We start from the raw sequence: 24,287 nt of genomic DNA, 5'->3' as shown, positions 1-24,287 counted from the left end.
GGCGGCGTGGCGGGCTGCGTGGCGGCCGGCGGCGTGGCGGGCTGCGTGGCGGCCGGCGGCGTGTCAGCCGGGTCCGGGTTCAGGTAGGTGCGCGGCACGCGATGCCCGATCCGGGTGACGATCTCGTAGTTGATCGTGCCGGCGGCCTCGGCCCACTCGGTGGCGCCGGGAACGCCCGCCTCGGGGTCGCCGAACAGCACCACCGGGTCGCCGACTTCCACGGCCTCGTCGCCGACGCTGACGACGAACTGGTCCATCGCGATGCGCCCGACGATGGGATGCGTGGCGGCGCCGACGGTGACGCGCGCGGTGCCGGAGGCTTGCCGCGGCACCCCGTCCGCGTAACCGAGCGGCACGAGGGCCAGGAAACCGTCGACGGGCGCGCGCCAGAGGTAGTCGTAGGAGACTCCGGCGCCGGCGGCGACCCGGCGCACGGCGGCGACCCGCCCGCGCAGCGTCATCGCCGGGGTGAGCCCCAGGTCGCGCGGCGTCTGGTCGTCGAACGGGGACAGCCCGTACATTCCGATGCCCACGCGCACCATCGTGTACCGCGCCGCCGGCACCCGCAGGGCCGCGGCCGTGGAGGCCAGGTGGATCAGGGTCGGGGTCAGTCCGGCCGCAGCGGCCAGGCTGAGTCCACGTTCGAAGCGCTCGATCGCCTCGGCGTCGTCGGCGGCGGACGCGTTCGAGAGGTGACTGAAGATGCCGGTGACGGTGAGCAGGCCGGCCCGCTCGAACTCGGCGGCGAGAGCGAAGACCTCGGCCCAGTCCGGCTCGTGCACGCCGTTTCGGTTGAGGCCGGTTTCCAGTTTGATCTGCACTCCGGCGACGACGCTGAGGGCCGCCGCGGCATCCGTGATCTGTCGCAGTTGCCGCGCCGAGGACACCCCGAGGTCGACATTCCGCGCGAGGGCGGCGCCGAAGTCGGCATCCGGATCGTGCAGCCAGGCCAGCAGGGGCGCGTCGATGCCCGCGGCACGCAGTTCGAGGGCCTCGTCGATGTCCGCGACCCCGAGCCAGTCGGCTCCGGCGGCGAGGGCGGTGCGGGCCACCGGCACGGCCCCGTGGCCGTAGGCGTTCGCCTTGACGACCGCCATCAGGTGGGGGGTGCCGATTACGCTCTTGAGGTGCGCGACGTTGGCGAAGACCGCGCCGAGGTCGATGACCGCTTCCCGGAAGCCGCTCATGCGTCACCCTCGATGACCACGAACGCGCAGGCCACCCCGGCGTCGTGGGTCATGGTGAGGTGCACGGATGTCACGCCGCGCGCCGTCACCGCGGCCTGGGCGGCGCCGTGCAGCGCGAAAGCGGGGTTGCCGTGGGTGTCGGTGATGACGCCCATCTCCTGCCAGCTGACACCGGTGCTGTCGCCGAGGGCCTTGATCAGGGCCTCCTTGGCCGCGAACCGCGCGGCGAGGGAGTGCACCGGGAGGGCGCGTTCGGCTTCGGTGAAGAGCCGGGGTATCAGCCCGGGGGTGCGCAGGACCTGCCGTTCGAAGCGTGCGAGGTCAACGATGTCGACCCCGATTCCCCGGATCATGCGGCTCCCCTCTCCACCGGCGGCTGCGGCCCTGCCGGTGCCCACCCTGCGGTGGCGGCTGTCCTTCTGCGGTGGCGGCTCTAATTCGACGCGGCTGTTATTCGACGGTGACGGACTTTGCCAGGTTGCGCGGCTGGTCGACATCCAGTCCCTTCGCGGTGGCCAGCGCCATCGCGAAGATCTGCAGCGGGACCACGGCGAGGAGCGGTTCGAACAGCGGCGCGGCCAGCGGGATGCGGATGACGGTGTCCGCGAACGGCAGCACGGCCACGTCGCCCTCTTCGGCGATCGCGATGATGCGGGCACCGCGGGCACGGATCTCCTGAATATTCGAGACGACCTTGGGGTGCAGGTGCGCGGAGCCGCGGGGGCTCGGCACGACGACGAAGACCGGCTGGCCGGGTTCGATCAGCGCGATCGGCCCGTGCTTGAGTTCGCCGGCGGCGAAGCCCTCGGCGTGGATGTAGGCGAGTTCCTTGAGCTTGAGCGCGCCCTCGAGGGCGATCGGGAAGCCGACGTGCCGGCCGAGGAAGAGCACGGCCCGGGTGTCGCTCATCCAGTTGGCCAGTTCGCGAACCGTCGGTTCCTGGAGCAGGGTGGTCGCGATCTTCTCCGGGATGCCCTGCAGCTCGGCGACCTGTTCCGCCTGCTCGGCTTCGCTCAGGCTCCCCCGCACTCGTGCCAGGTGGAGCGCGAACAGATACAGGGCGGTGATCTGGGCGACGAAAGCCTTGGTCGACGCCACGGCCACCTCCGGGCCGGCGTGCGTGTAGATCACGGCGTCGGACTCGCGCGGGATGGTCGCGCCCTGGGTGTTGCAGATCGAGATGGCCCTGGCGCCGGCTTCCCTGGCGTACTTGACGGCCATCAGGGTGTCCATGGTTTCGCCGGACTGGCTGATCGAGATCACCAGGGTGTCCGCGGTGAGCACCGGGTCGCGGTAACGGAACTCATGGCTGAGCTCGACGTCCACGGGGATACGGGTCCACTTCTCGATCGCGTACTTTCCGACCTGGCCGGCGTACGACGCCGTTCCACAGGCGACGATGACGATTCGGCGGATGTCCCGCAGCGCATCGTCGCCGAACGCGGCCAACTCCGGCACAACCACTGTTGTGCCCGCGATCCGGCCGCGCAGAGTGTTCGCGACGGCGTCCGGCTGCTCGGAGACTTCCTTGGCCATGAAGCTGGACCAGCCGCCCTTGTCCGACGCGGAGGCGTCCCAGGCGATGTCGAATTCTTCCGTTTCGACCGGGTGGCCGTCGAAGTCGGTGACGGTGACGAGGTCGGGCGTGATCGTCACGATCTGGTCCTGCCCGATGGCGACGGCCCGGCGGGTGTATTCGACGAAGGCGGCGACGTCGGAGCCGAGGAAGTTCTCCCCCTCGCCGAGGCCGATCACGAGCGGGGAGTTGCGGCGGGCTCCGACGACGATGCCGGGCTGGTCCTGGTGCACGGCGAGGAGGGTGAACGCGCCGTCGAGCCGGGAAACGACCGCGCGGAAGGCCTCGGCCAGGTCACCGACGCGCTGGTATTCGCGGCCGAGCAGAATGGCGGCGACCTCGGTGTCGGTCTCGCTCTCGAAGCTGAAGCCCTCGGCGAGGAGCTCGTCCTTGAGCACGGAGAAATTCTCGATGATGCCGTTGTGAATCAGGGCGAGCTTGCCGTTGTCTCCCAGGTGCGGGTGCGCGTTGGAGTCATTCGGGCCGCCGTGGGTGGCCCAGCGGGTGTGGCCGATGCCGGTGTTCCCGTTGTTGATCGGGTTGGCTTCGAGTTCCGCGGCCAGGGCGCCGAGCTTGCCGGCCTTCTTCGCCGTGTTCAGGGCGCCGCCGGCGTCGATGATCGCGATCCCGGCGGAGTCATATCCGCGGTACTCCAGCCGACGCAAACCGCCCATCAAAACCTGGACGCTCTTGTTGTCTCCGACGTAACCCACGATTCCACACATGACTGCGATATTAGTCCGAGTAAGCTGTGTGGAATGTCCGATGCGGTTGCGAGTCCCTGGAACAACGACCACAGCACCCCCTTCGTGGAACTGTCCCGGGCCGATTGGGCCGCTCTCGCCCCGACCACCCGGCTTCCCCTCCGGGAAACGGAAATCGTGCAGTTGCGGGGCCTGGGTGAGCCGCTGGACCTCGGCGAGGTCACGGATGTCTACCTTCCGCTCAGCCGGCTGCTGAACCTGTACGCGGCCGGTGCCCGCCAGCTGCACCGGGCCACGAGCGATTTCCTGGGCGAACGCGCCCAGCGCACGCCGTTCGTCATCGGCGTGGCCGGTTCGGTCGCGGTCGGCAAGTCCACCATCGCGCGACTGCTGCGGGAGCTCCTGGCCCGCTGGGAGGACACCCCCCGCGTCGAACTGGTGACCACCGACGGGTTCCTGCTGCCCAACGCGGAACTCACCCGGCGCGGTCTGATGGATCGGAAGGGCTTCCCGGAGTCCTACGACCGGCGGGCCCTGCTGCGGTTCGTGGCCGCGGTCAAGAGCGGCGCGGCCGAAGTGCGGTCGCCCTTCTATTCGCACCTGAGCTACGACATCGTGCCGGACGCCCAGATCGTGGTGCGTCAGCCCGACATCCTCATCGTCGAGGGTCTGAACGTGCTGCAGCCCCCCGGGCCCGGCCACGGGCTGGCCGTCAGCGACCTGTTCGACTTCACTCTCTACGTCGACGCCCGCACCCAGGACATCGCAAGGTGGTACGAAGATCGGTTCCTGAAGTTGCAGCGGGGCGCATTCAGCAACCCCAAGTCGTACTTCCACCGCTACGCGTCCATGACCGAGTCCGAGGCCCGGAGCCGGTCACGGGAAATCTGGACCGAGATCAACGAGCCCAACCTGGTGCGCAACATCCGACCAACCCGGTCACGCGCGACCCTGGTGCTGCGCAAGGACTCCAACCACGCCGTGTCCAAGGTGCTGCTGCGCAAGGTGTGACACCGGCGCCAAAGTGCCCGTTCCGGTCGAGAGTGACCGGTGTGCCGGGCACTCTCGACCGGAACGGGCACACTCGGGCAGCGGAACGGGCGCGGCGGGGCCAGGTGGACCGCCCGCCGGCGGGGGCCGGGTGGCTGAGGCCGGGCGCGTGGGGCTAGATGGCCGTCGGGGCCAGCGCGAGCTGTTCCCGCACGATGTCTGCCAGCTGGTGCGCCAGACGGTCGGCGGTGGCCTGGTCGGCCGCTTCGACCATGACCCGCACCATGGGCTCGGTGCCCGACGGGCGCAGCAGCACGCGGCCGGTGTCGCCCAGCTCTGCTTCCGCGACGCGCACGGCCTCGGCGATGACCTCGTCCGATTTCAGGGCGTGGTGGTCGACGCCCCGAACGTTGACCAGGATCTGCGGGAACACGGTCATCACGGCGGCGAGTTCGGCGAGGGTCTTGCCGGTGCGGGCCATCTCGGCGACGAGGTGCAGGCCGGTCAGGATGCCGTCGCCAGTGGTCGCATATTTCGTCATGATCACATGGCCGGACTGTTCCCCGCCGAGCGAGAGCCCGTTGGCGTTGAGTTCCTCGAGCACGTAGCGGTCGCCCACCTTGGTCTCGATCATGCGGATGTCGTTGGCGGCCATCGCCTTGCGCAGCCCGAGGTTGCTCATCACGGTGGCGACGAGGGTGCGGTCTTTCAACACGCCGCGCTCGGCCATGGACACCGCGAGGATCGCCATGATCTGGTCACCGTCGATGACGTTGCCGTCCCGGTCGACGGCAAGGCAGCGGTCAGCATCTCCGTCGTGCGCGATTCCGACGTCGGCCCCGGCCTCGAGCACGGCCCGGGAGAGGTTGTCGAGGTGGGTGGACCCGACCCCGTCGTTGATGTTGATGCCGTCGGGGTCGGCCCCGATGACGGTCAGTGTGGCACCGGCATCCGTGAAGACCTGCGGGGATACGCCGGCGGCGGCGCCATGCGCGCAGTCGAGCACGACGTGGATGCCGTCGAGGCGGTTGGGCAGGGTGCCGAGCAGGTGCACGACATAGCGGTCCTCGGCGTCGGCGAACCGGCGGATGCGACCGACGTCGCCGCCGATGGGCATCAGCACGTCCATCGTGAGGTGCTCTTCGATGCGGTTCTCGACGTCGTCGGGAAGTTTGGTGCCGCCGAAGGCGAACAGCTTGATGCCGTTGTCCGGGGCGGGGTTGTGCGAGGCGGAAATCATCACGCCGAAGTCGGCGCCGATGTCGGCGATCAGGAACGCGGTGGCGGGGGTGGGGATGACGCCGGCGTCGAGGACATCGACACCCGAGCTGGCCAGCCCGGCCGCGACCGCTGCAGAAATGAATTCACCGGAGATCCGGGGATCCCGGGCGAGCACCGCAACGGGTCTGCGACCCTCTGCCAGGCGCAACTCCGCGCGGCGGCCCTGAGTGAGGACCGCCGCGCTGGCCTGGGCGAGGCCCAGGGCCAGGCCAGCCGTGAGATCACGGTTGGCCAGACCCCGGACGCCGTCCGTGCCGAATAGTCGAGGCATTGTTACAGTGCTTCCCGACTTGTTAGCGCTTGGAGAACTGAGGAGCCTTACGGGCCTTCTTGAGTCCGGCCTTCTTGCGCTCCTTGACGCGAGCGTCGCGGTTGAGGAAGCCGTTCTTCTTCAGGATGGCGCGGTTGTTCTCTTCGTCGATCTGGTTCAGCGAACGTGCGATGCCGAGACGCAGGGCGCCGGCCTGGCCGGAGGGGCCACCGCCGGTGATGCGTGCGATGACGTCGTAGCTGCCGATGAGGTCGAGCACCTTGAACGGGTCGTTGATGAGCTGCTGGTGCAGCTTGTTCGGGAAGTAGTCCCCGAATTCGCGGCCGTTCACCGTGATGGTGCCGGAGCCGGGGACGATGCGCACGCGGGCGATGGCCTGCTTGCGACGGCCGACGGCTGCGCCGGGAACGTTGAGGATGGCGCGGGGCGCCTTGGTTACGGTCTCGGCCGGGGTCTCGGTCGAGTAGCTCTCCGGAGCCTGGTCAATCTGATCTGCGATTTTCGCCACGATGGTGTGAATCCTTTTTTCTTAGAATCGAAAAGTCTGGAGGCCGGCGCTACTGAGCGACCTGGGCGAGGGTGTACGGCTTCGGCTGCTGCGCGGCGTGCGGGTGCTCGGGGCCGGCGTAGACCTTGAGCTTGGCCAGCTGGGCGCGACCGAGGGTGTTCTTCGGAAGCATGCCGCGGATGGCCTTCTCGACCGCACGGGTCGGGTGCTTTTCGAGCATCTCCGAATAGTTGGTGGCCGTGAGGCCGCCCGGGTAACCGGAGTGGCGGTACGCCATCTTCAGGTCGAGCTTCTTGCCGGTGAGGGCAATCTTCTCGGCGTTGATGATGATGACGAAATCTCCCATGTCCATGTGGGGAGAGAACGTTGCCTTGTGCTTCCCGCGAAGGAGAATGGCGGCGTGGCTGGCAAGACGACCGAGCACGATGTCTGTGGCGTCGATGACGACCCAGTCGTGCTGGACTTCGCTTGCTTTGGGGGTATAAGTGCGCGTCACTATTGTGCTGCTTTCTTGTTTCGAACGGAGGTGTTCGTGAATCCCGCTCCGGGTGTGTTCCCAGAGGGGGAACACGATCGATGGAGGGCTCACGTTCGTGTGCCTGGCTGCAACGCACAGACACCAAAGGTCAACGATACCGCCGTGGGCGCCCGAGCGCAATTCCGGGCGTGAAGCCGACGGATGCGGAGGCGAGCTACTCCGTGTCGTCGATGAGTTCGCGCCGGGCCCGGGTCTCCAGCGCACGCAGCGCCAGCAACTCGTCGGCCGGGTAGCCGACCTTCAGCAGCGTGAGCCCCTGGGCGGGCATGACCTTGAATTCGCTGGTACGGGCCCGTTCGATCCGGAGGTCGACCAGGCGGTCCCCGGACAGGCGCCCCTCCCCCACGGCCACGCACGCGCCGACGAGGGCGCGAACCATGCTGTGGCAGAACGCGTCGGCCTGCACCGAGGCGACGAGAACGCCATCGGGGTCGCGCCGCCAGCTGAACTCCTGCAGCGTGCGGATCGTCGTCGCGCCGGGGCGCGGCTTGCAGTAGGTGGCGAAGTCGTGCAGGCCGATCAGCGTGGCGGCGGCCGCGTGCATGGCGTCCCCGTCGAGGCGGAAGCCGTGCCAGGTGGTGCGGAACCGCTGCAGCGGGTCGTGCCCGGCAACCGAGTCCGCGATCCGGTATTCGTACCGGCGGTAGAGCGCCGAGAAGCGGGCGTCGAACCCGGCCGGGGCGATGATGCTCGATTTCAGCACGATCTCGGGCTGGGTGACCAGGATTCCGCTGAGCCGCCGCTGCACCATGACCGCCAGCGGCGTCGGCGGGCGGCCCTTGCCGCGGGTGATGCGCACGAGGCCGTCGGCCTGGTCGGGGTTCAGATCGAAGTGGGCGACCTGTCCCAGGGCGTGCACGCCGGCATCCGTTCGCCCGGCCACGGTCAGTACCGGGGTCGGCGGGTGGCTGTGCAGGATGCCCGCCAGTCCGGCCTCGATCTGCCCCTGGACCGTGCGGAGGCCAGGCTGGGTGGCCCAGCCGGACATCCCGGTGCCGTCGTAGGCGATATCCAGCCTGATCCGGGTGGTGCCTCGGCGTTGGGTCTCGTCAGGCGCCGGGGGAAGAATCACGCAGGTAAGTGTACGGGCCGCCCCGGGTTATCGTTGAACCCGGATAGTTCTCCGAAGCCGTTATGAAACCCAGCAAACCCCAGCCCTCACCTGCCCGCCGCCCGCAAACCGTGAGCGATTCTGCGCGGCGCCTGGCCGGACTCGACGGCCTGCGCGGCATCGCCGTGGCCCTGGTCGTGGTCTTCCATTTCTTCCCCGCGGTGCTGCCCGGCGGCTTCGTCGGGGTCGACGTCTTCTTCGTGATCAGCGGTTTCCTGATCACGGGCCTGCTCGTCGTCGAGCACGAGCGAACCGGCCGGGTCTCGCTCGGCCGATTCTGGCAGCGCCGGGCCCGCCGACTGCTCCCCCCGCTGATTCCCCTGGTCCTCGCCTGTGCCACGGCGGCCTGGGCCATCGGCGGGGACGTCCTGGTCGGCATCGGCTGGCAGGTGCTCGGCGCAGCGACGTTCGGCTACAACTGGGTGTCGATCGCGGCGTCGGGCAGCTATTTCGCAACCGACCAGCCCGAACTGTTCCGCAACCTCTGGTCGCTGGCGGTCGAGGAACAGTTCTACCTGGTCTGGCCGTTCGCTCTGCTCGGCCTGTTGCTGATTCGCAGCCCCGCCGTGCGCCTCGGCCTGGTCGGCGGCCTCGCCCTGGCGTCGGCGCTGTGGATGGGGCTGCTGCACCAGCCCGGAACCGACCCCACCCGCGTGTACTACGGTTCGGACACGCACAGTTTCGGCCTCTTCATCGGCGCCGCGCTGGCCCTGGCTCTGCACCGCAGCGGCGCTTCCCCCCTCGCCCCGCGGGTGCGGGCCGTACTGGGCGGGGCCCGGCCCTGGCTCGGCCTGGCGGCGCTCGCGGGCCTCCTCGGCACCGCGGCCTGGCTGCCGGACACCGACGCCGTCACGTACCGCGGCGGGCTGCTTCTGGTGAGCCTGCTGTCCGCGGTCACGATCTGGGCCGCGGTGCGCGGCGGACGCTTCGGCCCGCTGCTGGACACCCCGGTACTGCGGTTCCTCGGGGAACGCTCCTACGGCATCTACCTCTGGCACTGGCCCGTCCTCGTGCTGACCCTGGCGGCCTGGCCCGCGGCCACGAGATCACCGGCCGGGATGCCGGCAGCCGGGTTGCTGGCAGCCGCGCTGACGCTGCTGGCCGCCGTCGGGTCATACCGCTGGCTCGAACTGCCCGCCCGCCGGCTGGGGGTGCGCGGCGGCATCCGTCGGCTGGCTGCGCTCCGGACGGGTCCCCCGCGGCGGCGCGCCCTGCTCGGGCTGGCCCTGGTGACCGGACTGGTGCTGGTGGCGGGCACGATGTCGGCGCTGATCACGGCGCCCAGTCAGACCAGCGCCCAGACAGAGATCGAACGCGGCCAGCAGGCGCTGGCCGCCGCCACCCGAGCGGCCGCCAGAGCCGAGGCCCGCGCCTCCCGGTCGGCCGCGATCACCGCCGCACTGGCTCCGGTCGGCAGCCGGATCACCGCGGTGGGCGACTCGGTCATGCTCGCCTCCGCCCCCGAGCTGCAGGCCGGCTTCCCCGGCATCGCAATCGACGCCGCGGTCTCGCGCGGCATGCGCGCTGCGCCGGAGCTACTCGCCGACCACGCCCGCGCCGGCACTCTCCGGCGGGTGGTCGTGGTCGGACTCGGCACCAACGGCCCGATCGACCGGGACGACCTGGCCGACATCCGCGCCGTGATCGGGCCCGGTCGCACGCTGATCCTGGTCAACGCCTACGCCGAACGCGCCTGGACCGAGGGCGTCAATGCCGCCCTGGCGGACTTCTCCACGCGTTACCGGCAGGTCGAACTCGCCGACTGGCACGACGCGATCGCACCGCACCTCGACGTGCTGGCGGAAGACAACGTCCACCCGGGACCGACCGGCGGCAGAATCTACACGGAAGCGATCCGTGCTGCGCTGGACCGGCTCGGACGAGTGCCACCGCCACGGCGAACGGATGCCTTCCTGCGGCCCACCCCGACGGGTCCCGACGCGCCTCCGCTACCCCCGCTGCTGCCGGAGGCGACCGCTCACTGAAGCTCGTAGGCGAAGGGGAGCCGCCTAAATGTCCAGCACAGGGTGGCCGGGTGCGCAAAAAAGGGGCCCGACCGAAGTCGAACCCCTTTTTACGGTGAAACGTGACTACTTGGCGTCAGCCTCGTCGACAACGTCGGCCTCGACGGCCGCGTCGGCCGCGTCGGCCGCGTCGGCCGGAGCCGTTGCTTCCTCGGCGACGTCGGCCGGAGCGGCCTCGGCGACAGGCTCTTCCGCGGCAGGCTTGGCAGCCTTCGACGCGGAGGCCTTCTTGACCTTCGGGGTCAGCGGCTCGAGAACGAGTTCCATCTGGACCATCGAAGCGTTGTCGCCCTTGCGGAAGCCGAGCTTCGTGATGCGGGTGTAGCCACCCTCACGAAGAGCAACCTGCGGCGCGATCTCGGTGAAGAGCTCGTGCACGACGCTCTTGTCGCCGATCGTGGCGAGCACGCGACGACGAGCGTGCAGGTCACCCTTCTTGGCGAACGTGATCAGTCGCTCGGCGACCGGGCGAAGGCGCTTGGCCCGCGTCTCGGTCGTCTTGATCGACTTGTGGGTGAACAGGGATGCGGCCAAGTTGGCCAGCATGTGGCGCTCGTGGGCCGGTCCGCCTCCGAGGCGGGCTCCCTTAGTGGGCGTAGGCATTGGTTATCTCCAGTATCAAAGTCGAAAGACAGTCTGAGCGACTGCTTTAGATGGTTTCTTCGTCGTAGCCGCTGTAGAAGTGGGCGCCGTCGAATCCGGGCACCGAGTCCTTCAGCGACAGGCCGAGCTCTACGAGCTTGTCCTTGACCTCATCCACCGACTTCTGTCCGAAGTTGCGGATGTTCATCAGCTGGGTCTCCGAGAGGGCGACCAGTTCGCTGACGTTGTTGATGCCCTCGCGCTTGAGGCAGTTGTACGAACGAACCGACAGATCGAGGTCCTCGATCGGAATCGACAGTTCGGTCGACAGCACGGCGTCGACCGGCGCGGGGCCGATTTCGATGCCCTCGGCGGCGGTGTTCAGCTCGCGGGCCAGACCGAACAGCTCGGTCAAGGTGCGACCGGCGGATGCGATGGCGTCGCGAGGCGAAATCGCCGACTTGGTCTCCACGTCAACGACGAGGCGGTCGAAGTCGGTGCGCTCACCGGCACGAGTTGCCTCGACGCGGTAGGTCACCTTGAGCACGGGCGAGTAGATCGAGTCGACCGGAATCTGGCCGGCCTCGGAATACTCGTTGCGGTTCTGGGTGGCCGACACGTAGCCGCGGCCGCGCTCGATGGTCAGTTCGAGTTCGAACTTGGCCTTGTCGTTCAGGGTCGCGATGACGAGTTCCGGGTTGTGGACCTCGACTCCGGCCGGAGCCGAGATGTCGGCGGCCGTGACCTGGCCGGCACCCTGCTTGCGCAGGTAAGCCGTGATCGGTTCGTCGTGCTCGCTGGAGATGACGAGACCCTTGATGTTCAGGATGATCTCGGTGACGTCTTCCTTGACACCGGGAACGGTGCTGAACTCGTGCAGCACACCGTCGATCCGGATGCTGGTGACAGCGGCTCCGGGGATCGAGGACAGGAGGGTGCGGCGCATCGAGTTGCCGAGAGTGTAACCGAAACCAGGCTCAAGAGGTTCGATGACAAACCTGGATCGGAACTCCGAGATGTTCTCTTCGGTGAGCGTGGGGCGCTGTGCGATAAGCACTATTGATTCCTTTCGGCTAAGTGTCCGCTATATGACACTTGCGTGGCGAGGGTTGAACGTGAAAGAAAAACGGTGATCGTCCCCCGACAGGCCCGACAACCGGAAGACCGGGTGTCGGGCCTGTCGAGATCAGGTCAATAGAGAGTGCTTAGACGCGACGACGCTTCGGCGGACGGCAGCCGTTGTGCGCCTGGGGCGTGACGTCGTTGATCGAGCCCACCTCGAGGCCGGCGGCCTGAAGCGAACGGATGGCGGTCTCGCGACCGGATCCGGGGCCCTTGACGAAGACGTCGACCTTCTTCATGCCGTGCTCCTGCGCCTGGCGGGCAGCCGACTCGGCAGCCAGCTGTGCGGCGAACGGGGTCGACTTGCGCGACCCCTTGAAGCCAACTCCACCTGAGGACGCCCAGCTGATGACCGCACCGGTGGTGTCGGTGATCGAGACGATGGTGTTGTTGAAGGTGCTCTTGATGTGGGCCTGGCCCACAGCGATGTTCTTCTTTTCTTTCTTGCGCGGCTTCCGAGCGGCCGACTTTGGTGCTGCCATGATTTCTCCTGAATCCTGTAGGCGAGACGGGCGAGGCCGAGGCCTAGCGCGCCTTCTTCTTGCCGGCTACGGTGCGCTTCGGGCCCTTGCGGGTGCGAGCGTTGGTCTTGGTGCGCTGGCCGCGAACGGGCAGGCCCTTGCGGTGGCGAATGCCCTCGTAGCTGCCGATCTCGACCTTGCGGCGGATGTCGGCGGCAACCTCACGGCGGAGGTCACCCTCTACCTTGAAGGATCCTTCGATGTAGTCACGGAGAGCGATCAACTGATCGTCGCTCAGATCCTTGACTCGGATGTTTCCATCGATTTCAGTGTCGGCGAGGGTCTTGAGTGCCCTCGTACGGCCAACACCAAAGATGTAAGTCAGTGCAACTTCCACGCGCTTATCGCGAGGAATATCAACGCCGGCTAGACGTGCCATTGTGGCTTCTCCTGTATCTGAGTGGAGGTCTGTAACAGTGCCTGTACATCGGCCTCCAACCGATGGTGTCGCCCCGAGGGGTTCCCGGCACTGCTATTTTCTGTGTTCAATTACGTGTGCCTTCGACAGGCCTGGCTACCGGAATCGGTGACCGGGCTTGTCGACCTGCTAGCCCTGACGCTGCTTGTGACGCGGGTTCTCGCAGATGACCATCACGTTGCCGTTACGGCGGATGACCTTGCACTTGTCGCAGATCTTCTTGACGCTGGGCTTGACCTTCATGATGTGTCCTTGTATTCGCTGTCTTCGTACCCCAGGAACGCCTCGGGCCGTTACTTACAGCACTCGTTACTTGTAGCGGTAAACGATCCGGCCGCGAGTCAGATCGTACGGACTCAGCTCCACGATCACGCGGTCCTCAGGGAGGATGCGGATGTAGTGCTGACGCATCTTGCCTGAAATGTGGGCAAGAACTTTGTGGCCGTTGGTCAACTCAACGCGAAACATTGCATTGGGAAGAGCTTCGACTACTGCGCCCTCGATTTCGATGACACCGTCTTTTTTGGCCATAACTCACTATCGCTAGGGTATTGATTGCTGGTCGTGCGTGGATTGTGGCGTTTGACACGCCGTAAACGCGCGCATCAGACACCAAGGATTTACTCTATGGTACAGAGTTGCCTTTTGGCAATTCTTCCCTATAATCCCTGAACGGATTCACGGGTTCAGGGTCTTCTCCCGCACCGATCCGTGTGCTCTCATTCTGCGTTCACGTCGTCGAGCAGCCTGACGATGTCCTCCGCGGTGGCTGCGTCAAGGAGTCTCTGCACCTCGCCCTCGTCCGAGAACACGGCTGCCATTCTCGAGAGGATCTCGAGGTGCTCGTTGTTGAGCCCGGCGATTCCGACGGCGAACCGCACCGGGTGGCCGTCCCAGTCGATCGGGTCCGCGTAGCGAACGATCGACAGGGCCGACCGGATGACCGACGCCTTGGCGTCGTTGGTACCGTGCGGGATCGCCAGAAAGTTGCCCATGTACGTCGACACGCTGGCTTCGCGTTCGAACATGGAGTCGATGTAGTCCTCACGCACTGCGCCCGCACGGACGAGCAACGCACCGGCCTCACGGATGGCGTCGTTCCGGGTGGTGCCAGACCCCGCGGTCACCACATTGACCAGTTCCAGAAGGTGCTGGGTCATTGCGTTACTTTGCGGCTTCTGCCCAGCCGCGCGACTTGAACGCGTAGATGGCGGCGTCCAGCGCCTCATCGCCGTTCTGCGAGGCGAAAACGGTGGCCTCCAGCATTGCCACTCCGACCCCGAGCTTGACGGCCTGGCTGCGGATCTTCTCGTAGCGCGGCGCCAGCTGCGGTCCGACCAGCAGAACGTCGATCGGGCCGAGCGAGCCCGGCAGGTCCGATTCGCTCCCCGCGTGCACAGACACCGTGAGGCCGCGTGACTCTGCGGTGTGGCGGACCCGGTGGGCGACGAAGGCACTGGACGCTCCGGCACCACAGACAACGAGGATTCTCATGGGCGTGCTCTTTTCTCTGAGGCTGAGACAGACAATTTGTCCCCACCTCAATCTTCCCGCTTTCACCCCCGTCGAGGAAACCGCCGGCCCCCTCAGCCACCCCATCCGGGCCACACCCCCTCGTTCACCAATTCGACGGAGATTCTGTTCTAAAAATCCGCATTCGCCGGGTTTCACCCCGTTCCGGGCAGAATCTCCGTCGAATTCGTTCGGAGACGGAGTTGTTGGCGGAGTGGCGGGCCAAGTGGCGGGCAGGGCTCTGCTACGCGAGGGGAACGGGGGTGATGCCGAGCGGGGCGAGTGCCGCGGCACCGCCGTCTTCCGCAGTCAGAACCCAGATGCCGTCCTTGTGCACGGCCACGGTGTGCTCCCAGTGCGCGGCGGCGCGTCCGTCGCTGGTGGCGACGGTCCAGTCATCCTCGCGCACGTACGTCTCGATCGATCCGAGCACGACCATCGGCTCGATCGCGACGACCAGGCCGGGCTTGACGTCCGGGCCCTTCTGGCGCACCCGGTAGTTGAACACCGGCGGGGCCTCGTGCATGGACCGGCCGATGCCGTGGCCGACGTAGTCGGTGAGGATCCCGTAGTCGCCCTGGGAATCGACGTAGTCCTCGATGGCGTCGCCGACCTCGTTGAGGTGGCGCGCCACGGCCAGCCGGGCGATGCCGTGCCACAGCGACTGCTCGGTGACATCGGACAGCTTCTGGCGTTCGGCCACCTCGGCGGGGCGGGCCGGATCCGGAATCACAAAGCTGAACGCGGCATCGCCGTTCCAGCCGTCGATGATCGCGCCGCTGTCGATCGAGACGATGTCGCCGGCCGCGAGGACGCGGGCGCCGGGGATCCCGTGCACCACGTCGTCGTTGACCGAGGCGCACACCGTGTGGAAGTAGCCCTGCTCGAGCTTGAAGTTCGGCAGTCCGCCGCGCGCGACGATGGCCGCCTCCGCCGCGGCATCCAGTTCGAGCGTGGTCGCGCCGACCCGGATGGCAGCGCGGGCCGCATCCAGAGATGCGGCCGTGGCGAGCCCCGGGGCGATCATCAGCCGCATCTGCGCCGGCGACTTGTAGATGGAACGTCGAAGGCTCATGAGTATCTCTGCAAACTGATTGGGACGTGCGGATGGGTGGTACCGGTCGAAGACAGGCCGGATGGCGCAACCAGACGGTTGCGCCATCTCGGTCAGGTGGTGCTGGCTGCCTCTTCGGTGGCGTTCAGGCCGCGCGCGGCCAAGGCAGCGAGGATGCGCCCGGTCACCTCGTCCACGGCGCCCAGGCCGTCGACGGTGACGACGAGGCCGCGGGAGCCGTACAGGTCGATCAGGGGTGCGGTCTGCTCTTCGTAGACCGACAGGCGGTGACGGATGACGTCGGCCGTGTCATCCGCGCGGCCCTGCTCGGCGGCACGCTTCAGCAGACGCGCGACGACCTCTTCGGTGTCGGCGACGATCAGGACGACGGCGTCGAGGGCGGTCCCGTCGGCTTCCAGCAGACGGTCCAGCTCCTGAACCTGATCAGCGGTGCGCGGGTAGCCGTCGAGGAGGAACCCCGCCACAGCGTCGGCCTGCTTCAACCGGTCGGACACGATCTCGTTGGTGAGGGAATCCGGCACATAGGCGCCGGCATCGATGAACGCCTTGACCTTGACGCCCAACTCGGTGTTGTTCTTCACGTTGAAACGGAAGATGTCGCCGGTCGAGATGGCCGGCACGGCAAAAGCCTCGGACAGCCGCTCGGCCTGGGTGCCCTTGCCCGCGCCAGGCGGGCCGATCAGGAGAAGACGAGTCATCGGAGCAGCCCTTCGTAGTGGCGCTGTTGGAGTTGCGAATCGATCTGTTTGACCGTCTCGAGCCCGACGCCGACGATGATCAGGATGCTGGCGCCACCGAACGGGAAGTTCTGGTCGGCACCGATCGCGGAGAAGGCGATCAGAGGCAGCAACGCGATCAACCCCAGGTACAGGGAACCGGGCAGCGTCACCCGGGTGAGAACGAAGTCCAGGTATTCCGCGGTCGGCCGACCGGCGCGAATGCCTGGGATGAATCCGCCGTACTTCTTCATGTTGTCTGCGACCTCTTCAGGGTTGAAGGTGATCGCGACGTAGAAGTAGGTGAATCCCACGATGAGGAGGAAGTACATCGCCATGTAGAGCGGGTGGTCGCCCTTGGTCAGGTTGTTCGTCACCCAGGTGACCCAGGCGGCCGGGGACTGGCCGGCGGCGGGCTGGTTGAACTGGGCGATCAGGGCGGGGAGGTACAGCAGCGAGGACGCGAAGATGACGGGCACGACACCGGCCATGTTCACCTTGATCGGGATGTACGTGTTATTGCCGCCGTAGGTGCGTCGGCCGACCATCCGTTTGGCGTATTGCACCGGGATGCGACGTTGCGACTGCTCAACGAAGACGACGGCTGCCACCACGAGCAGCCCGATCGCGAGCACGATCAGCAGGACGTCGATGCCCTTCTGCTGGCCGATCGCGCCGAGCGAGTTCGGGAACCGGGCCGCGATCGAGGTGAAGATCAGCAGCGACATGCCGTTGCCGATGCCGCGTTCGGTGATGAGTTCGCCCATCCACATGATGATTCCGGTGCCAGCTGTCATGGTGATGACCATGAGCAGGATGGCGTACCAGGAGTCGTTGGTGAGCAGCTGAGAACACTCGGGGCTGGCGGACGTGCCGAACAGGGCGCCGCTGCGGGCCACCGTGATGAGCGTCGTCGACTGGAGGATGCCGAGGGCGATCGTGAGATAACGCGTGTACTGGGTCAGTGTGCTCTGCCCGGACGCGCCCTCTTTGTAGAGGGTCTCGAAGTGTGGGATGACCACGCGCAGCAACTGCACGATGATCGAGGCCGTGATGTACGGCATGATGCCGAGCGCGAACACCGACAACTGAAGCAATGCGCCACCGCTGAACAGGTTGACGAGCTCATAGAGGCCGCTGGTTCCCTGGTTCGCGGCCAGACACGCTTGCACGTTCTGGAAGTCAACGAATGGTGCAGGTACGAACGAGCCCAGTCGGAACAGGGCAACGATCCCCAGGCTGAATCCGATCTTCTTGCGAAGGTCGGGTGTGCGGAATATCCGCGCGATGGCGCTGAACACAATGCCTCCAGTTAATAACGTGAAAAACGAGCTTGTCGAGACCAGCATCGAAAGATTTCGATTGGTGGCCTCGACAAGCTCGCTCAGCGTCTACGGACTTACTTGATTGAGCCACCCGCAGCGACGATCTTCTGCTCTGCTGAGCCGGAGACCTTATCCACTGCAATGTTCAGCTTAACCGCAATGTCACCATTGCCGAGAACCTTGACCTTCTCGTTGTCACGAACAGCACCCTTGGCGACCAGGTCGGCGATGGTTACATCGCCCCCGTTCGGGTAGAGCTCCGCGAGCTTGTCCAGGTTGACAACCTGGTACTCGACGCGGAACGGGTTCTTGAACCCGCGCAGCTTCGGGGTGCGCATGTGCAGAGGCATCTGCCCACCCTCGAAGCCGATACGCACGTTGTAGCGCGCCTTCGTGCCCTTGGTACCACGACCGGCAGTCTTACCCTTGGAGCCTTCACCACGACCGACGCGCATGCGCGACTTCTTGGCACCGGCGGCCGGGCGAAGGTGGTGAACCTTCAGGACCTGCTCGCGCTTTTCGGTCGGAGCAGCCTTCACAGCGACCTTGGCGGCGGCAGCCTTCTTGGGGGCTGCCTTCTTTGCAGTGGCGGGCTTGGCGGCTGCCGTGGCAGCTTCCTTCTCGTCAGCCATTAGTCAATCTCCTCGACCTTTACGAGGTGAGCAACGGTGTTGACGTAGCCGCGGTTCTGCGAGTTGTCCTCGCGAATCGTGACTGCGCCAATGCGCTTGAGACCCAGGCTGCGAAGCGTGTCGCGCTGGTTCTGCTTCTCACTAATTTTGGACTTGATCTGTGTCACTTTGAGGCGAGCCATCAGGCACCTGCCTTTGCTGCTGCGGCAGCTGCTGCTGCTGCGGCGTCGGCGCGCAGGAAACGGGCCGGGGCCACGTCTTCGTACGCGAGCCCACGACGAGCTGCAACCGCACGCGGCTCTTCGAGCTGGTGCAGAGCCTCGACCGTGGCGTGGACGATGTTGATGGTGTTCGACGAGCCGAGGGACTTGCTCAGCACGTCGTGGATGCCAGCGCACTCGAGTACGGCGCGCACCGGGCCACCGGCGATAACGCCGGTACCGGCAGCGGCCGGACGCAGCAGGACAACGCCGGCTGCGGCTTCACCCTGCACGGGGTGCGGGATCGTGAGGCCGACGCGGGGAACGCGGAAGAAGTTCTTCTTCGCTTCCTCGACACCCTTGGAAATGGCGGTAGGCACCTCACGGGCCTTGCCGTAGCCGACTCCGACCAGGCCGTTGCCGTCACCGACGACGACGAGAGCGGTGAAGCTGAAGCGACGACCACCCTTGACCACCTTGGAAACGCGGTTGATGGTGACAACGCGCTCCAGGAACTGGCTCTTGTCGGCGTCGCGGCTGCCGCGATCCTTGTTCGGGTTGCGCTCACGGCCACCACGACGAGCCTCACGAGGCTCGTTCTGCGGCGGCGTCGTGGACGCAGCGGTCTCGACGGGTGCCTCTGCAGCCACCACGTTCTCCTTTGTTGCTGTGTTAGCGGTTTCAGTGCTCACAGGTTCAACCCACCCTCTCGAGCTCCCTCGGCGATGGCAGCGACGCGTCCCGCGTACTTGCTGCCGCCACGGTCAAATACGACGGCTTCGATACCGGCGGCTTTGGCACGCTCAGCGACGAGCTCGCCGACCTTGCGGGCCTTGGCGGTCTTGTCACCATCGAAGGTGCGCAGACCGGTTTCGAGCGTGGACGCCGAAGCAAGGGTGAAACCCTTGCTGTCATCGACGACCTGCACGAATACGTGGCGAGCAGAACGGGTGACGACGAGACGCGGACGAAGCGCAGTCCCCTCGATCTTCTTGCGAAGACGTGTGTGCCTGCGTCCGCGGGCAGCAGCCTTGCTCTTACCTCTAGTTCCGAGACCCATGGTTACTTACCACTCTTTCCGGCCTTGCGGCGAACAATCTCGCCGGCGTAACGCACACCCTTGCCCTTGTAGGGCTCCGGCTTACGAATCTTACGGATGTTGGCGGCGACCTCGCCGACAGCCTGCTTGTCGATACCGCCGACCGTGAGGCGGTTGACGCTCTCCACGGTCAGGGTGATACCGGCGGGCGGGTCGACCAGGACCGGGTGCGAGAAGCCGAGGGCGAACTCGATGGAGCTGCCCTTCTGGGCTACGCGGTAACCGGTACCGACGATCTCGAGGGACTTGGTGTAACCCACCGTCACCCCGATGATCTGGTTTGCGATGAGCGTCCGGGTCAGTCCGTGCAGCGAACGCGAGTTGCGCTCGTCGTTCGGGCGAGTGACGACAACGTGGCCGTCCTCGATCTTGACCTCGATCGGGTTCGCGACGGTGAGCGCGAGCTCGCCCTTCGGGCCCTTGACGCTGACGCGCTGGCCTTCAGCGGTGACCGTGACATCCGTCGGAATCGGGATGGGGAGTCTTCCAATACGTGACATCGTCGACTACCACACGTAGGCGAGAACTTCTCCGCCTACGCCCTTCTTCTCGGCCTGGCGGTCGGTGAGCAGACCGCTGGAGGTGGACAGGATGGCAACGCCGAGGCCACCGAGAACGGTGGGGATTTCGGTCGACTTCGCGTACACGCGCAGGCCGGGCTTGGAAACCCGCTTGATCCCGACGATGGAACGCTCGCGGTTCGGACCGAACTTCAGGTTGAGCGTGAGGGTCTTGCCGACCTCTGCATCCTTGACGTCCCAGGCAGAGATGTAACCCTGAGCCTTGAGGATGTCTGCGATGTTCGCCTTGAGCTTGCTGTGCGGCATGGACACGGTGTCGTGAAACGCCGAGTTAGCGTTGCGCAGTCTGGTCAGCATGTCTGCGACCGGATCTGTCATTGTCATTTGTGGTGCCTTTCTCGCCTGGTTTCGTTCACCCGTTACACGGATGACGACCTTGGTCGTGGTGGGGCTGGACGGTTGTCCAGCCCCGGATTTTTACTACAAGGAGCCAAAGAGCTACTTTACTTGGTGTTTTCGGCTGTCTTGAACGGGAAGCCCAGCGCCTTGAGCAGCGCGCGGCCTTCTTCGTTGTTCTTGGCCGTCGTCACAACCGTGATATCCATACCGCGGATACGGTCGATCCGGTCCTGGTCGATCTCGTGAAACATGACCTGCTCGGTGAGACCGAAGGTGTAGTTACCGCTGCCGTCGAACTGCTTGTCGCTCAGTCCGCGGAAGTCACGGATGCGAGGAAGAGCAAGGCTCAGGAGGCGGTCGAGGAACTCCCACATGCGGTCGCCACGAAGTGTGACGTGCGTGCCAATGGGCTGTCCTTCACGCAGTTTGAACTGCGCGATCGACTTGCGGGCCTTGGTGACCTGCGGCTTCTGGCCGGTGATCTTGGTGAGGTCGGAAACGGCCCCGTCCATGATCTTGCCGTCGCGAGCTGCTTCGCCGACACCCATGTTGACAACGATCTTGACCAGGTTCGGAACCTGGTGGACGTTGGTGAAGCCGAGGTCCTTGGTGAGCTGGGCGGTGATCTCATCGCGGTACTTCTGCTTGAGGCGCGGCAGGATAACCGGGACGGCTGCTTCGGCGGCTGCAGTTGCAGTGTCAGTCATCAGAGGTCCTTCCCTGACTTCTTGGCGTAACGAACGCGGACCGTCTTGGTGACGCCGTCCTTCGTTACTTCTTCGGTGCGGACGCCGACCTTGGTCGGCTTCTTGGTCTCCGGGTCGACGATGGCCACGTTGGACACGTGAATCGGCGCCTCCATGGTCTCGATGCCGCCGGTCTTGGTGCCGCGCTGGGTCTGGCCGACGCGAACGTGCTTGGTGACGAAGTTGATGCCCTCTACGAGGACACGGTTCTTCTCCACCAGGACAGCGATGACCTTGCCCTGCTTGCCGCGGTCGCCGCCGCGGGCCTGGGTGCGGCCGGTGATGACCTGAACGAGGTCACCCTTTTTGAGTCTGGCCATGATTTAGATAACCTCCGGTGCCAGCGAGATGATCTTCATGAACTTCTTGTCGCGAAGCTCGCGACCGACCGGTCCGAAGATACGGGTGCCGCGGGGGTCACCTTCGTTCTTCAAAATCACTGCGGCGTTCTCATCGAACTTGATGTACGAACCGTCTGGACGACGGGTCTGCTTTTTGACGCGAACGACAACGGCTTTGACGACGTCGCCCTTCTTGACGTTTCCGCCCGGGATGGCGTCCTTGACCGTGGCGACGATCGTGTCGCCCAGTCCGGCGTAGCGACGGCCGGAGCCACCGAGAACGCGAATGGTCAAGAGCTCCTTGGCACCGGTGTTGTCGGCAACCTTGAGTCGTGATTCTTGCTGAAGCACTTTTTAACTCCTTCTATCAAGTAAGCGCGAGGCCTACTTGGCCTTCTCGAGGATCTCGACCAGGCGCCACCGCTTGGAAGCGCTGAGCGGACGGGTCTCACTGATCAGGACCAGGTCGCCGACGCCGGCGATGTTCGCCTCGTCGTGAGCCTTCAGCTTGGACGTACGGCGGATGACCTTGCCGTACAGGGGGTGCTTCACGCGGTCTTCGACCTCGACAACGATGGTCTTTTCCATCTTGTCGCTGGTCACGTAACCACGCAGCGTCTTGCGGTAGCCGCGAACGAGAGCCTCAGCCTCGACAGCGACGACCTTTGCGTCAGTCTTCGCCATGACTAGGCCTCCTTCGTCTCGTCGGCGTCAACCGCAGCGGTGTCCTCAACGGACGCAGCTGCAGGCTTGGCCTTCTTGGTCTTCTTCTCAGCCTTGGCCGGAGCCTCGACAGGCACGGGAGTCGGGCGAATGCCCAACTCGCGCTCACGGAGAACCGTGTAGATGCGAGCGATGTCGCGCTTGACCGCGCGGAGGCGGCCGTGGCTTTCGAGCTGGCCGGTGGCCGACTGGAAGCGAAGGTTGAAAAGTTCTTCCTTCGCCTTCTTCAGCTCGTCGAACAGTCGCTCATTTTCAAAAGTGTCGAGCTCGACCGGGGCGAGCTCCTTGGATCCGATCGCCATTATGCGTCGCCCTCCTCGCGCTTGATGATGCGTGCCTTCAAGGGCAGTTTGTGAATTGCGCGGGTCAGCGCTTCCTTGGCAACGATGTCGGTGACACCGCTGAGTTCGAACAGGACACGACCCGGCTTGACGTTGGCGACCCACCACTCGACGGAACCTTTACCGGAACCCATGCGAGTTTCGGCCGGCTTCTTGGTGAGGGGGCGGTCCGGATAGATGTTGATCCAGACCTTGCCGCCACGCTTCATGTGACGGGTGATCGCGATCCGAGCGGACTCGATCTGACGGTTGGTCACATAGGCGGGGGTGAGCGCCTGGATGCCATACTCGCCGAACGACAGCTCGGTGCCACCGGTTGCATGGCCGGTACGGCCCGGGTGGTGCTGCTTACGGTGCTTGACTCTGCGTGGAATCAACATGGTTATGCCTCAACTCCTGCTGCAACCGGTGCCGCTGCCTCTGCGCGGGGCGCACGACGCGGTCGGTCGTCACGTCGCTCGGGGCGGGACGACTTAGCGTTGGCCTGCTCGCGGGCGAGTTCCTTGTTGGTGATGTCGCCCTTGTAGATCCAGACCTTCACGCCGATGCGGCCGAAGGTGGTCTTGGCTTCGTAGAAGCCGTAGTCGATGTTCGCGCGCAGGGTGTGCAGTGGCACACGGCCTTCGCGGTAGAACTCCGAACGGCTCATTTCAGCGCCACCGAGACGACCGGACACCTGGATGCGAACACCCTTGGCGCCGGCGCGCTGGGCACCCTGCAGGCCCTTACGCATCGCGCGGCGGAATGCCACACGAGCGGAGAGCTGCTCGGCAATGCCCTGAGCGACGAGCTGAGCGTCGACCTCGGGGTTTTTGACCTCGAGGATGTTCAGCTGGATCTGCTTGGCGGTGAGCTTCTCGAGGTCGGAGCGGATGCGCTCGGCCTCCGCGCCACGACGGCCAATCACAATGCCCGGACGGGCGGTGTGAATGTCCACGCGGACACGGTCGCGAGTGCGCTCGATCTCGATGCGGGACACGCCGGCGCGGTCGAGGCTGGTGCTCAACAGGCGGCGGATCTTGACGTCTTCAGCGACGAAGTCGCTGTAACGCTGGCCCGGCTTCGTGCTGTCAGAGAACCAACGCGACACGTGGTCGGTCGTGATTCCCAGACGGAAGCCATAGGGGTTTACTTTCTGACCCATTACTTCGTACCCTCCTCAGGAGTGGCGAGCACAACCGTGATGTGGCTCGTGCGCTTCTTGATCTGGAATGCGCGACCCTGTGCGCGGGCCTGGAAACGCTTGAGGGTGGTGCCCTCATCAACGAATGCCTGGCTGACGAACAGATCCTGCTCGTCCAGGAAGGTGTTGGCTGCATCGGCCTTTACCCGGGCGTTCGCGATTGCCGAAGCAACCAGCTTGTACACCGGATCGCTCGCACCCTGCGGCGCGAACTTCAGAATTCCCAGGGCCTCGAAGGCCTGCTTGCCGCGGATCAGGTTGACAACGCGACGAGCCTTCTGGGGGGTAACGCGGATGTGACGCACGCGTGCGATCGACTCCACCATTTCTTATCCTCCTTCACGTCCCCGCGTTAGCGGCGACGGCCCTTCTTGTCGTCCTTCACGTGACCACGGAAGGTGCGGGTGGGCGCGAACTCGCCGAGCTTGTGCCCGACCATGCTCTCGGTGACGAACACCGGGATGTGCTTGCGTCCGTCGTGAACCGCGATGGTGTGCCCGAGCATGTCGGGGATGATCATCGAACGGCGCGACCAGGTCTTGATTACGTTCTTGCTGCTGGCTTCGTTCGCCTTGACAACCTTGCGAAGCAGGTGGTCGTCAACGAACGGGCCTTTCTTGAGACTGCGTGGCATCGTCTAC

35 protein-coding genes are annotated in these 24,287 nt (G+C 65.6%); 2 read left to right on the top strand and 33 right to left on the bottom strand.

Annotated features, from left to right (window positions below):
- From alr to glmS, 3 genes are all read right to left on the bottom strand, one after another.
- The coding region (gene alr, locus E3T37_RS04545; RefSeq protein WP_134365638.1) for an alanine racemase at positions 1 to 1,187 on the bottom strand (1,187 nt) is incomplete at its 3' end.
- Positions 1,184 to 1,540 (bottom strand): holo-ACP synthase, encoded by a 357-nt coding sequence (locus E3T37_RS04540; RefSeq protein ID WP_134365637.1) that lies wholly within the window; start codon positions 1,538 to 1,540, stop codon positions 1,184 to 1,186. The genes alr and E3T37_RS04540, both read right to left, overlap by 4 nt.
- A gap of 97 nt (positions 1,541 to 1,637) precedes the next feature.
- A complete protein-coding gene (glmS, locus tag E3T37_RS04535; RefSeq protein WP_134365636.1) occupies positions 1,638 to 3,488 on the bottom strand; it encodes a glutamine--fructose-6-phosphate transaminase (isomerizing) in 1,851 nt (616 codons plus the stop codon).
- A 33-nt stretch (positions 3,489 to 3,521) separates the two neighbouring features.
- Here glmS and coaA point away from each other — a divergent pair, with 33 nt between their 5' ends.
- Positions 3,522 to 4,478: a type I pantothenate kinase gene (gene coaA / locus E3T37_RS04530; protein WP_134365635.1), complete on the top strand. Its 957-nt coding sequence runs from the start codon at positions 3,522 to 3,524 to the stop codon at positions 4,476 to 4,478.
- 154 nt (positions 4,479 to 4,632) lie between these two features.
- Here the strand turns inward: coaA and glmM are convergent, their stop codons facing one another.
- The 4 genes from glmM to E3T37_RS04510 form a co-directional block, all read right to left on the bottom strand.
- The gene (glmM, locus tag E3T37_RS04525; protein WP_134365634.1) at positions 4,633 to 6,009 is read right to left on the bottom strand and encodes a phosphoglucosamine mutase; all 1,377 of its coding nucleotides are present in this window, start codon (positions 6,007 to 6,009) and stop codon (positions 4,633 to 4,635) included.
- Between the two features lie 22 nt (positions 6,010 to 6,031).
- Entirely contained in the window at positions 6,032 to 6,517 is a 486-nt protein-coding gene (rpsI, locus tag E3T37_RS04520) for a 30S ribosomal protein S9 (protein WP_134365633.1), read from the bottom strand.
- 49 nt (positions 6,518 to 6,566) lie between these two features.
- Complete coding sequence (rplM, locus tag E3T37_RS04515; protein ID WP_104100940.1) at positions 6,567 to 7,013, bottom strand: 50S ribosomal protein L13; 447 nt, start codon at positions 7,011 to 7,013, stop codon at positions 6,567 to 6,569.
- 196 nt (positions 7,014 to 7,209) lie between these two features.
- The gene (locus tag E3T37_RS04510) at positions 7,210 to 8,043 is read right to left on the bottom strand and encodes a tRNA pseudouridine(38-40) synthase TruA (protein ID WP_134365641.1); all 834 of its coding nucleotides are present in this window, start codon (positions 8,041 to 8,043) and stop codon (positions 7,210 to 7,212) included.
- A gap of 194 nt (positions 8,044 to 8,237) precedes the next feature.
- Between E3T37_RS04510 and E3T37_RS04505 the strand changes: the two genes are divergently transcribed.
- On the top strand, positions 8,238 to 10,151 hold the full coding sequence (locus tag E3T37_RS04505) for an acyltransferase family protein (protein WP_241994536.1): 1,914 nt from the start codon (positions 8,238 to 8,240) through the stop codon (positions 10,149 to 10,151).
- A gap of 105 nt (positions 10,152 to 10,256) precedes the next feature.
- On the opposite strand, the gene rplQ is transcribed toward E3T37_RS04505, so the two are convergent.
- The 26 genes from rplQ to rpsS all read right to left on the bottom strand — a co-directional run bounded on the left by rplQ (position 10,257) and on the right by rpsS (position 24,280).
- On the bottom strand, positions 10,257 to 10,793 hold the full coding sequence (rplQ, locus tag E3T37_RS04500) for a 50S ribosomal protein L17 (protein WP_134365631.1): 537 nt from the start codon (positions 10,791 to 10,793) through the stop codon (positions 10,257 to 10,259).
- Between the two features lie 46 nt (positions 10,794 to 10,839).
- Entirely contained in the window at positions 10,840 to 11,829 is a 990-nt protein-coding gene (locus E3T37_RS04495) for a DNA-directed RNA polymerase subunit alpha (protein ID WP_134365630.1), read from the bottom strand.
- Between the two features lie 148 nt (positions 11,830 to 11,977).
- Positions 11,978 to 12,376, bottom strand: coding sequence for a 30S ribosomal protein S11 (gene rpsK, locus E3T37_RS04490; RefSeq protein ID WP_018191944.1), 399 nt, complete (start codon positions 12,374 to 12,376; stop codon positions 11,978 to 11,980).
- 43 nt (positions 12,377 to 12,419) lie between these two features.
- Complete coding sequence (gene rpsM, locus E3T37_RS04485) at positions 12,420 to 12,794, bottom strand: 30S ribosomal protein S13 (RefSeq protein WP_134365629.1); 375 nt, start codon at positions 12,792 to 12,794, stop codon at positions 12,420 to 12,422.
- 168 nt (positions 12,795 to 12,962) lie between these two features.
- Entirely contained in the window at positions 12,963 to 13,076 is a 114-nt protein-coding gene (gene rpmJ / locus E3T37_RS04480; protein ID WP_035834639.1) for a 50S ribosomal protein L36, read from the bottom strand.
- A 66-nt stretch (positions 13,077 to 13,142) separates the two neighbouring features.
- Complete coding sequence (infA, locus tag E3T37_RS04475) at positions 13,143 to 13,364, bottom strand: translation initiation factor IF-1 (RefSeq protein WP_022883252.1); 222 nt, start codon at positions 13,362 to 13,364, stop codon at positions 13,143 to 13,145.
- 188 nt (positions 13,365 to 13,552) lie between these two features.
- On the bottom strand, positions 13,553 to 13,993 hold the full coding sequence (locus E3T37_RS04470) for a PTS sugar transporter subunit IIA (RefSeq protein ID WP_134365628.1): 441 nt from the start codon (positions 13,991 to 13,993) through the stop codon (positions 13,553 to 13,555).
- Between the two features lie 4 nt (positions 13,994 to 13,997).
- A complete protein-coding gene (locus E3T37_RS04465) occupies positions 13,998 to 14,327 on the bottom strand; it encodes a PTS sugar transporter subunit IIB (RefSeq protein ID WP_134365627.1) in 330 nt (109 codons plus the stop codon).
- 262 nt (positions 14,328 to 14,589) lie between these two features.
- On the bottom strand, positions 14,590 to 15,420 hold the full coding sequence (gene map, locus E3T37_RS04460; protein ID WP_134365626.1) for a type I methionyl aminopeptidase: 831 nt from the start codon (positions 15,418 to 15,420) through the stop codon (positions 14,590 to 14,592).
- A gap of 92 nt (positions 15,421 to 15,512) precedes the next feature.
- Positions 15,513 to 16,118: an adenylate kinase gene (locus E3T37_RS04455; protein ID WP_134365625.1), complete on the bottom strand. Its 606-nt coding sequence runs from the start codon at positions 16,116 to 16,118 to the stop codon at positions 15,513 to 15,515.
- Positions 16,115 to 17,437 (bottom strand): preprotein translocase subunit SecY, encoded by a 1,323-nt coding sequence (gene secY, locus E3T37_RS04450; protein WP_134365640.1) that lies wholly within the window; start codon positions 17,435 to 17,437, stop codon positions 16,115 to 16,117. Before secY ends, E3T37_RS04455 begins: the two co-directional genes overlap by 4 nt.
- Positions 17,438 to 17,535: 98 nt before the next feature.
- A complete protein-coding gene (gene rplO / locus E3T37_RS04445; protein ID WP_134365624.1) occupies positions 17,536 to 18,093 on the bottom strand; it encodes a 50S ribosomal protein L15 in 558 nt (185 codons plus the stop codon).
- Complete coding sequence (gene rpmD / locus E3T37_RS04440; protein WP_174235710.1) at positions 18,093 to 18,275, bottom strand: 50S ribosomal protein L30; 183 nt, start codon at positions 18,273 to 18,275, stop codon at positions 18,093 to 18,095. The genes rplO and rpmD overlap by 1 nt, the downstream gene beginning before the upstream one ends.
- Positions 18,275 to 18,946, bottom strand: coding sequence for a 30S ribosomal protein S5 (gene rpsE, locus E3T37_RS04435; RefSeq protein WP_134365623.1), 672 nt, complete (start codon positions 18,944 to 18,946; stop codon positions 18,275 to 18,277). Before rpsE ends, rpmD begins: the two co-directional genes overlap by 1 nt.
- A 35-nt stretch (positions 18,947 to 18,981) precedes the next feature.
- On the bottom strand, positions 18,982 to 19,353 hold the full coding sequence (rplR, locus tag E3T37_RS04430) for a 50S ribosomal protein L18 (protein WP_134365622.1): 372 nt from the start codon (positions 19,351 to 19,353) through the stop codon (positions 18,982 to 18,984).
- Positions 19,354 to 19,355: 2 nt separating this feature from the next.
- Positions 19,356 to 19,892: a 50S ribosomal protein L6 gene (rplF, locus tag E3T37_RS04425; protein ID WP_134365621.1), complete on the bottom strand. Its 537-nt coding sequence runs from the start codon at positions 19,890 to 19,892 to the stop codon at positions 19,356 to 19,358.
- Between the two features lie 6 nt (positions 19,893 to 19,898).
- Positions 19,899 to 20,297 (bottom strand): 30S ribosomal protein S8, encoded by a 399-nt coding sequence (gene rpsH, locus E3T37_RS04420; RefSeq protein WP_134363327.1) that lies wholly within the window; start codon positions 20,295 to 20,297, stop codon positions 19,899 to 19,901.
- 119 nt (positions 20,298 to 20,416) lie between these two features.
- The gene (gene rplE, locus E3T37_RS04415; protein WP_134365620.1) at positions 20,417 to 21,019 is read right to left on the bottom strand and encodes a 50S ribosomal protein L5; all 603 of its coding nucleotides are present in this window, start codon (positions 21,017 to 21,019) and stop codon (positions 20,417 to 20,419) included.
- The gene (gene rplX, locus E3T37_RS04410; protein ID WP_134365619.1) at positions 21,019 to 21,378 is read right to left on the bottom strand and encodes a 50S ribosomal protein L24; all 360 of its coding nucleotides are present in this window, start codon (positions 21,376 to 21,378) and stop codon (positions 21,019 to 21,021) included. The genes rplE and rplX overlap by 1 nt, the downstream gene beginning before the upstream one ends.
- A 3-nt stretch (positions 21,379 to 21,381) precedes the next feature.
- Complete coding sequence (rplN, locus tag E3T37_RS04405) at positions 21,382 to 21,750, bottom strand: 50S ribosomal protein L14 (RefSeq protein WP_134365618.1); 369 nt, start codon at positions 21,748 to 21,750, stop codon at positions 21,382 to 21,384.
- 33 nt (positions 21,751 to 21,783) lie between these two features.
- The gene (gene rpsQ / locus E3T37_RS04400; RefSeq protein ID WP_134365617.1) at positions 21,784 to 22,083 is read right to left on the bottom strand and encodes a 30S ribosomal protein S17; all 300 of its coding nucleotides are present in this window, start codon (positions 22,081 to 22,083) and stop codon (positions 21,784 to 21,786) included.
- Between the two features lie 2 nt (positions 22,084 to 22,085).
- The gene (rpmC, locus tag E3T37_RS17705; RefSeq protein WP_134365616.1) at positions 22,086 to 22,424 is read right to left on the bottom strand and encodes a 50S ribosomal protein L29; all 339 of its coding nucleotides are present in this window, start codon (positions 22,422 to 22,424) and stop codon (positions 22,086 to 22,088) included.
- Positions 22,424 to 22,843, bottom strand: coding sequence for a 50S ribosomal protein L16 (gene rplP, locus E3T37_RS04390; RefSeq protein ID WP_104100963.1), 420 nt, complete (start codon positions 22,841 to 22,843; stop codon positions 22,424 to 22,426). Before rplP ends, rpmC begins: the two co-directional genes overlap by 1 nt.
- A 2-nt stretch (positions 22,844 to 22,845) precedes the next feature.
- The gene (gene rpsC, locus E3T37_RS04385; protein ID WP_134363322.1) at positions 22,846 to 23,607 is read right to left on the bottom strand and encodes a 30S ribosomal protein S3; all 762 of its coding nucleotides are present in this window, start codon (positions 23,605 to 23,607) and stop codon (positions 22,846 to 22,848) included.
- Positions 23,607 to 23,972: a 50S ribosomal protein L22 gene (gene rplV / locus E3T37_RS04380; RefSeq protein ID WP_104100965.1), complete on the bottom strand. Its 366-nt coding sequence runs from the start codon at positions 23,970 to 23,972 to the stop codon at positions 23,607 to 23,609. The genes rpsC and rplV overlap by 1 nt, the downstream gene beginning before the upstream one ends.
- Before the next feature lie 26 nt (positions 23,973 to 23,998).
- Complete coding sequence (gene rpsS / locus E3T37_RS04375) at positions 23,999 to 24,280, bottom strand: 30S ribosomal protein S19 (protein WP_066597628.1); 282 nt, start codon at positions 24,278 to 24,280, stop codon at positions 23,999 to 24,001.
- Positions 24,281 to 24,287: the final 7 nt, after the last annotated feature.

The sequence above is a fragment of the Cryobacterium sp. TMT2-10 genome (assembly GCF_004403075.1).
GTDB classification, from domain to species: Bacteria; Actinomycetota; Actinomycetes; order Actinomycetales; family Microbacteriaceae; genus Cryobacterium; species Cryobacterium shii.
Note: the sequence above shows the minus strand (reverse complement) of the source record. Positions and strands in the feature narration are given on the sequence as shown.

Coding starts and splice junctions, on each gene's coding strand:
- map (WP_134365626.1), bottom strand. CDS start 15,420: ATGAGCCTTCGACGTTCCATCTACAAGTCGCCGGCGCAGATGCGGCTG.
- glmM (WP_134365634.1), bottom strand. CDS start 6,009: ATGCCTCGACTATTCGGCACGGACGGCGTCCGGGGTCTGGCCAACCGT.
- E3T37_RS04465 (WP_134365627.1), bottom strand. CDS start 14,327: ATGAGAATCCTCGTTGTCTGTGGTGCCGGAGCGTCCAGTGCCTTCGTC.
- coaA (WP_134365635.1), top strand. CDS start 3,522: ATGTCCGATGCGGTTGCGAGTCCCTGGAACAACGACCACAGCACCCCC.
- E3T37_RS04470 (WP_134365628.1), bottom strand. CDS start 13,993: ATGACCCAGCACCTTCTGGAACTGGTCAATGTGGTGACCGCGGGGTCT.
- rpsC (WP_134363322.1), bottom strand. CDS start 23,607: ATGGGTCAGAAAGTAAACCCCTATGGCTTCCGTCTGGGAATCACGACC.
- rplE (WP_134365620.1), bottom strand. CDS start 21,019: ATGACTGACACTGCAACTGCAGCCGCCGAAGCAGCCGTCCCGGTTATC.
- rpsS (WP_066597628.1), bottom strand. CDS start 24,280: ATGCCACGCAGTCTCAAGAAAGGCCCGTTCGTTGACGACCACCTGCTT.
- rpsK (WP_018191944.1), bottom strand. CDS start 12,376: ATGGCAGCACCAAAGTCGGCCGCTCGGAAGCCGCGCAAGAAAGAAAAG.
- E3T37_RS04540 (WP_134365637.1), bottom strand. CDS start 1,540: ATGATCCGGGGAATCGGGGTCGACATCGTTGACCTCGCACGCTTCGAA.
- rplV (WP_104100965.1), bottom strand. CDS start 23,972: ATGGTGGAGTCGATCGCACGCGTGCGTCACATCCGCGTTACCCCCCAG.
- E3T37_RS04510 (WP_134365641.1), bottom strand. CDS start 8,043: ATGTCCGGCTGGGCCACCCAGCCTGGCCTCCGCACGGTCCAGGGGCAG.
- rpsH (WP_134363327.1), bottom strand. CDS start 20,297: ATGACAATGACAGATCCGGTCGCAGACATGCTGACCAGACTGCGCAAC.
- infA (WP_022883252.1), bottom strand. CDS start 13,364: ATGGCCAAAAAAGACGGTGTCATCGAAATCGAGGGCGCAGTAGTCGAA.
- rplF (WP_134365621.1), bottom strand. CDS start 19,892: ATGTCACGTATTGGAAGACTCCCCATCCCGATTCCGACGGATGTCACG.
- rplR (WP_134365622.1), bottom strand. CDS start 19,353: ATGGGTCTCGGAACTAGAGGTAAGAGCAAGGCTGCTGCCCGCGGACGC.
- rplX (WP_134365619.1), bottom strand. CDS start 21,378: ATGGCCAGACTCAAAAAGGGTGACCTCGTTCAGGTCATCACCGGCCGC.
- rpmD (WP_174235710.1), bottom strand. CDS start 18,275: ATGGCTCGCCTCAAAGTGACACAGATCAAGTCCAAAATTAGTGAGAAG.
- rplQ (WP_134365631.1), bottom strand. CDS start 10,793: ATGCCTACGCCCACTAAGGGAGCCCGCCTCGGAGGCGGACCGGCCCAC.
- rpmC (WP_134365616.1), bottom strand. CDS start 22,424: ATGGCGATCGGATCCAAGGAGCTCGCCCCGGTCGAGCTCGACACTTTT.
- rpsQ (WP_134365617.1), bottom strand. CDS start 22,083: ATGGCGAAGACTGACGCAAAGGTCGTCGCTGTCGAGGCTGAGGCTCTC.
- rpmJ (WP_035834639.1), bottom strand. CDS start 13,076: ATGAAGGTCAAGCCCAGCGTCAAGAAGATCTGCGACAAGTGCAAGGTC.
- glmS (WP_134365636.1), bottom strand. CDS start 3,488: ATGTGTGGAATCGTGGGTTACGTCGGAGACAACAAGAGCGTCCAGGTT.
- E3T37_RS04455 (WP_134365625.1), bottom strand. CDS start 16,118: ATGACTCGTCTTCTCCTGATCGGCCCGCCTGGCGCGGGCAAGGGCACC.
- rplP (WP_104100963.1), bottom strand. CDS start 22,843: ATGTTGATTCCACGCAGAGTCAAGCACCGTAAGCAGCACCACCCGGGC.
- rplO (WP_134365624.1), bottom strand. CDS start 18,093: ATGGCTGACGAGAAGGAAGCTGCCACGGCAGCCGCCAAGCCCGCCACT.
- rpsM (WP_134365629.1), bottom strand. CDS start 12,794: ATGGCACGTCTAGCCGGCGTTGATATTCCTCGCGATAAGCGCGTGGAA.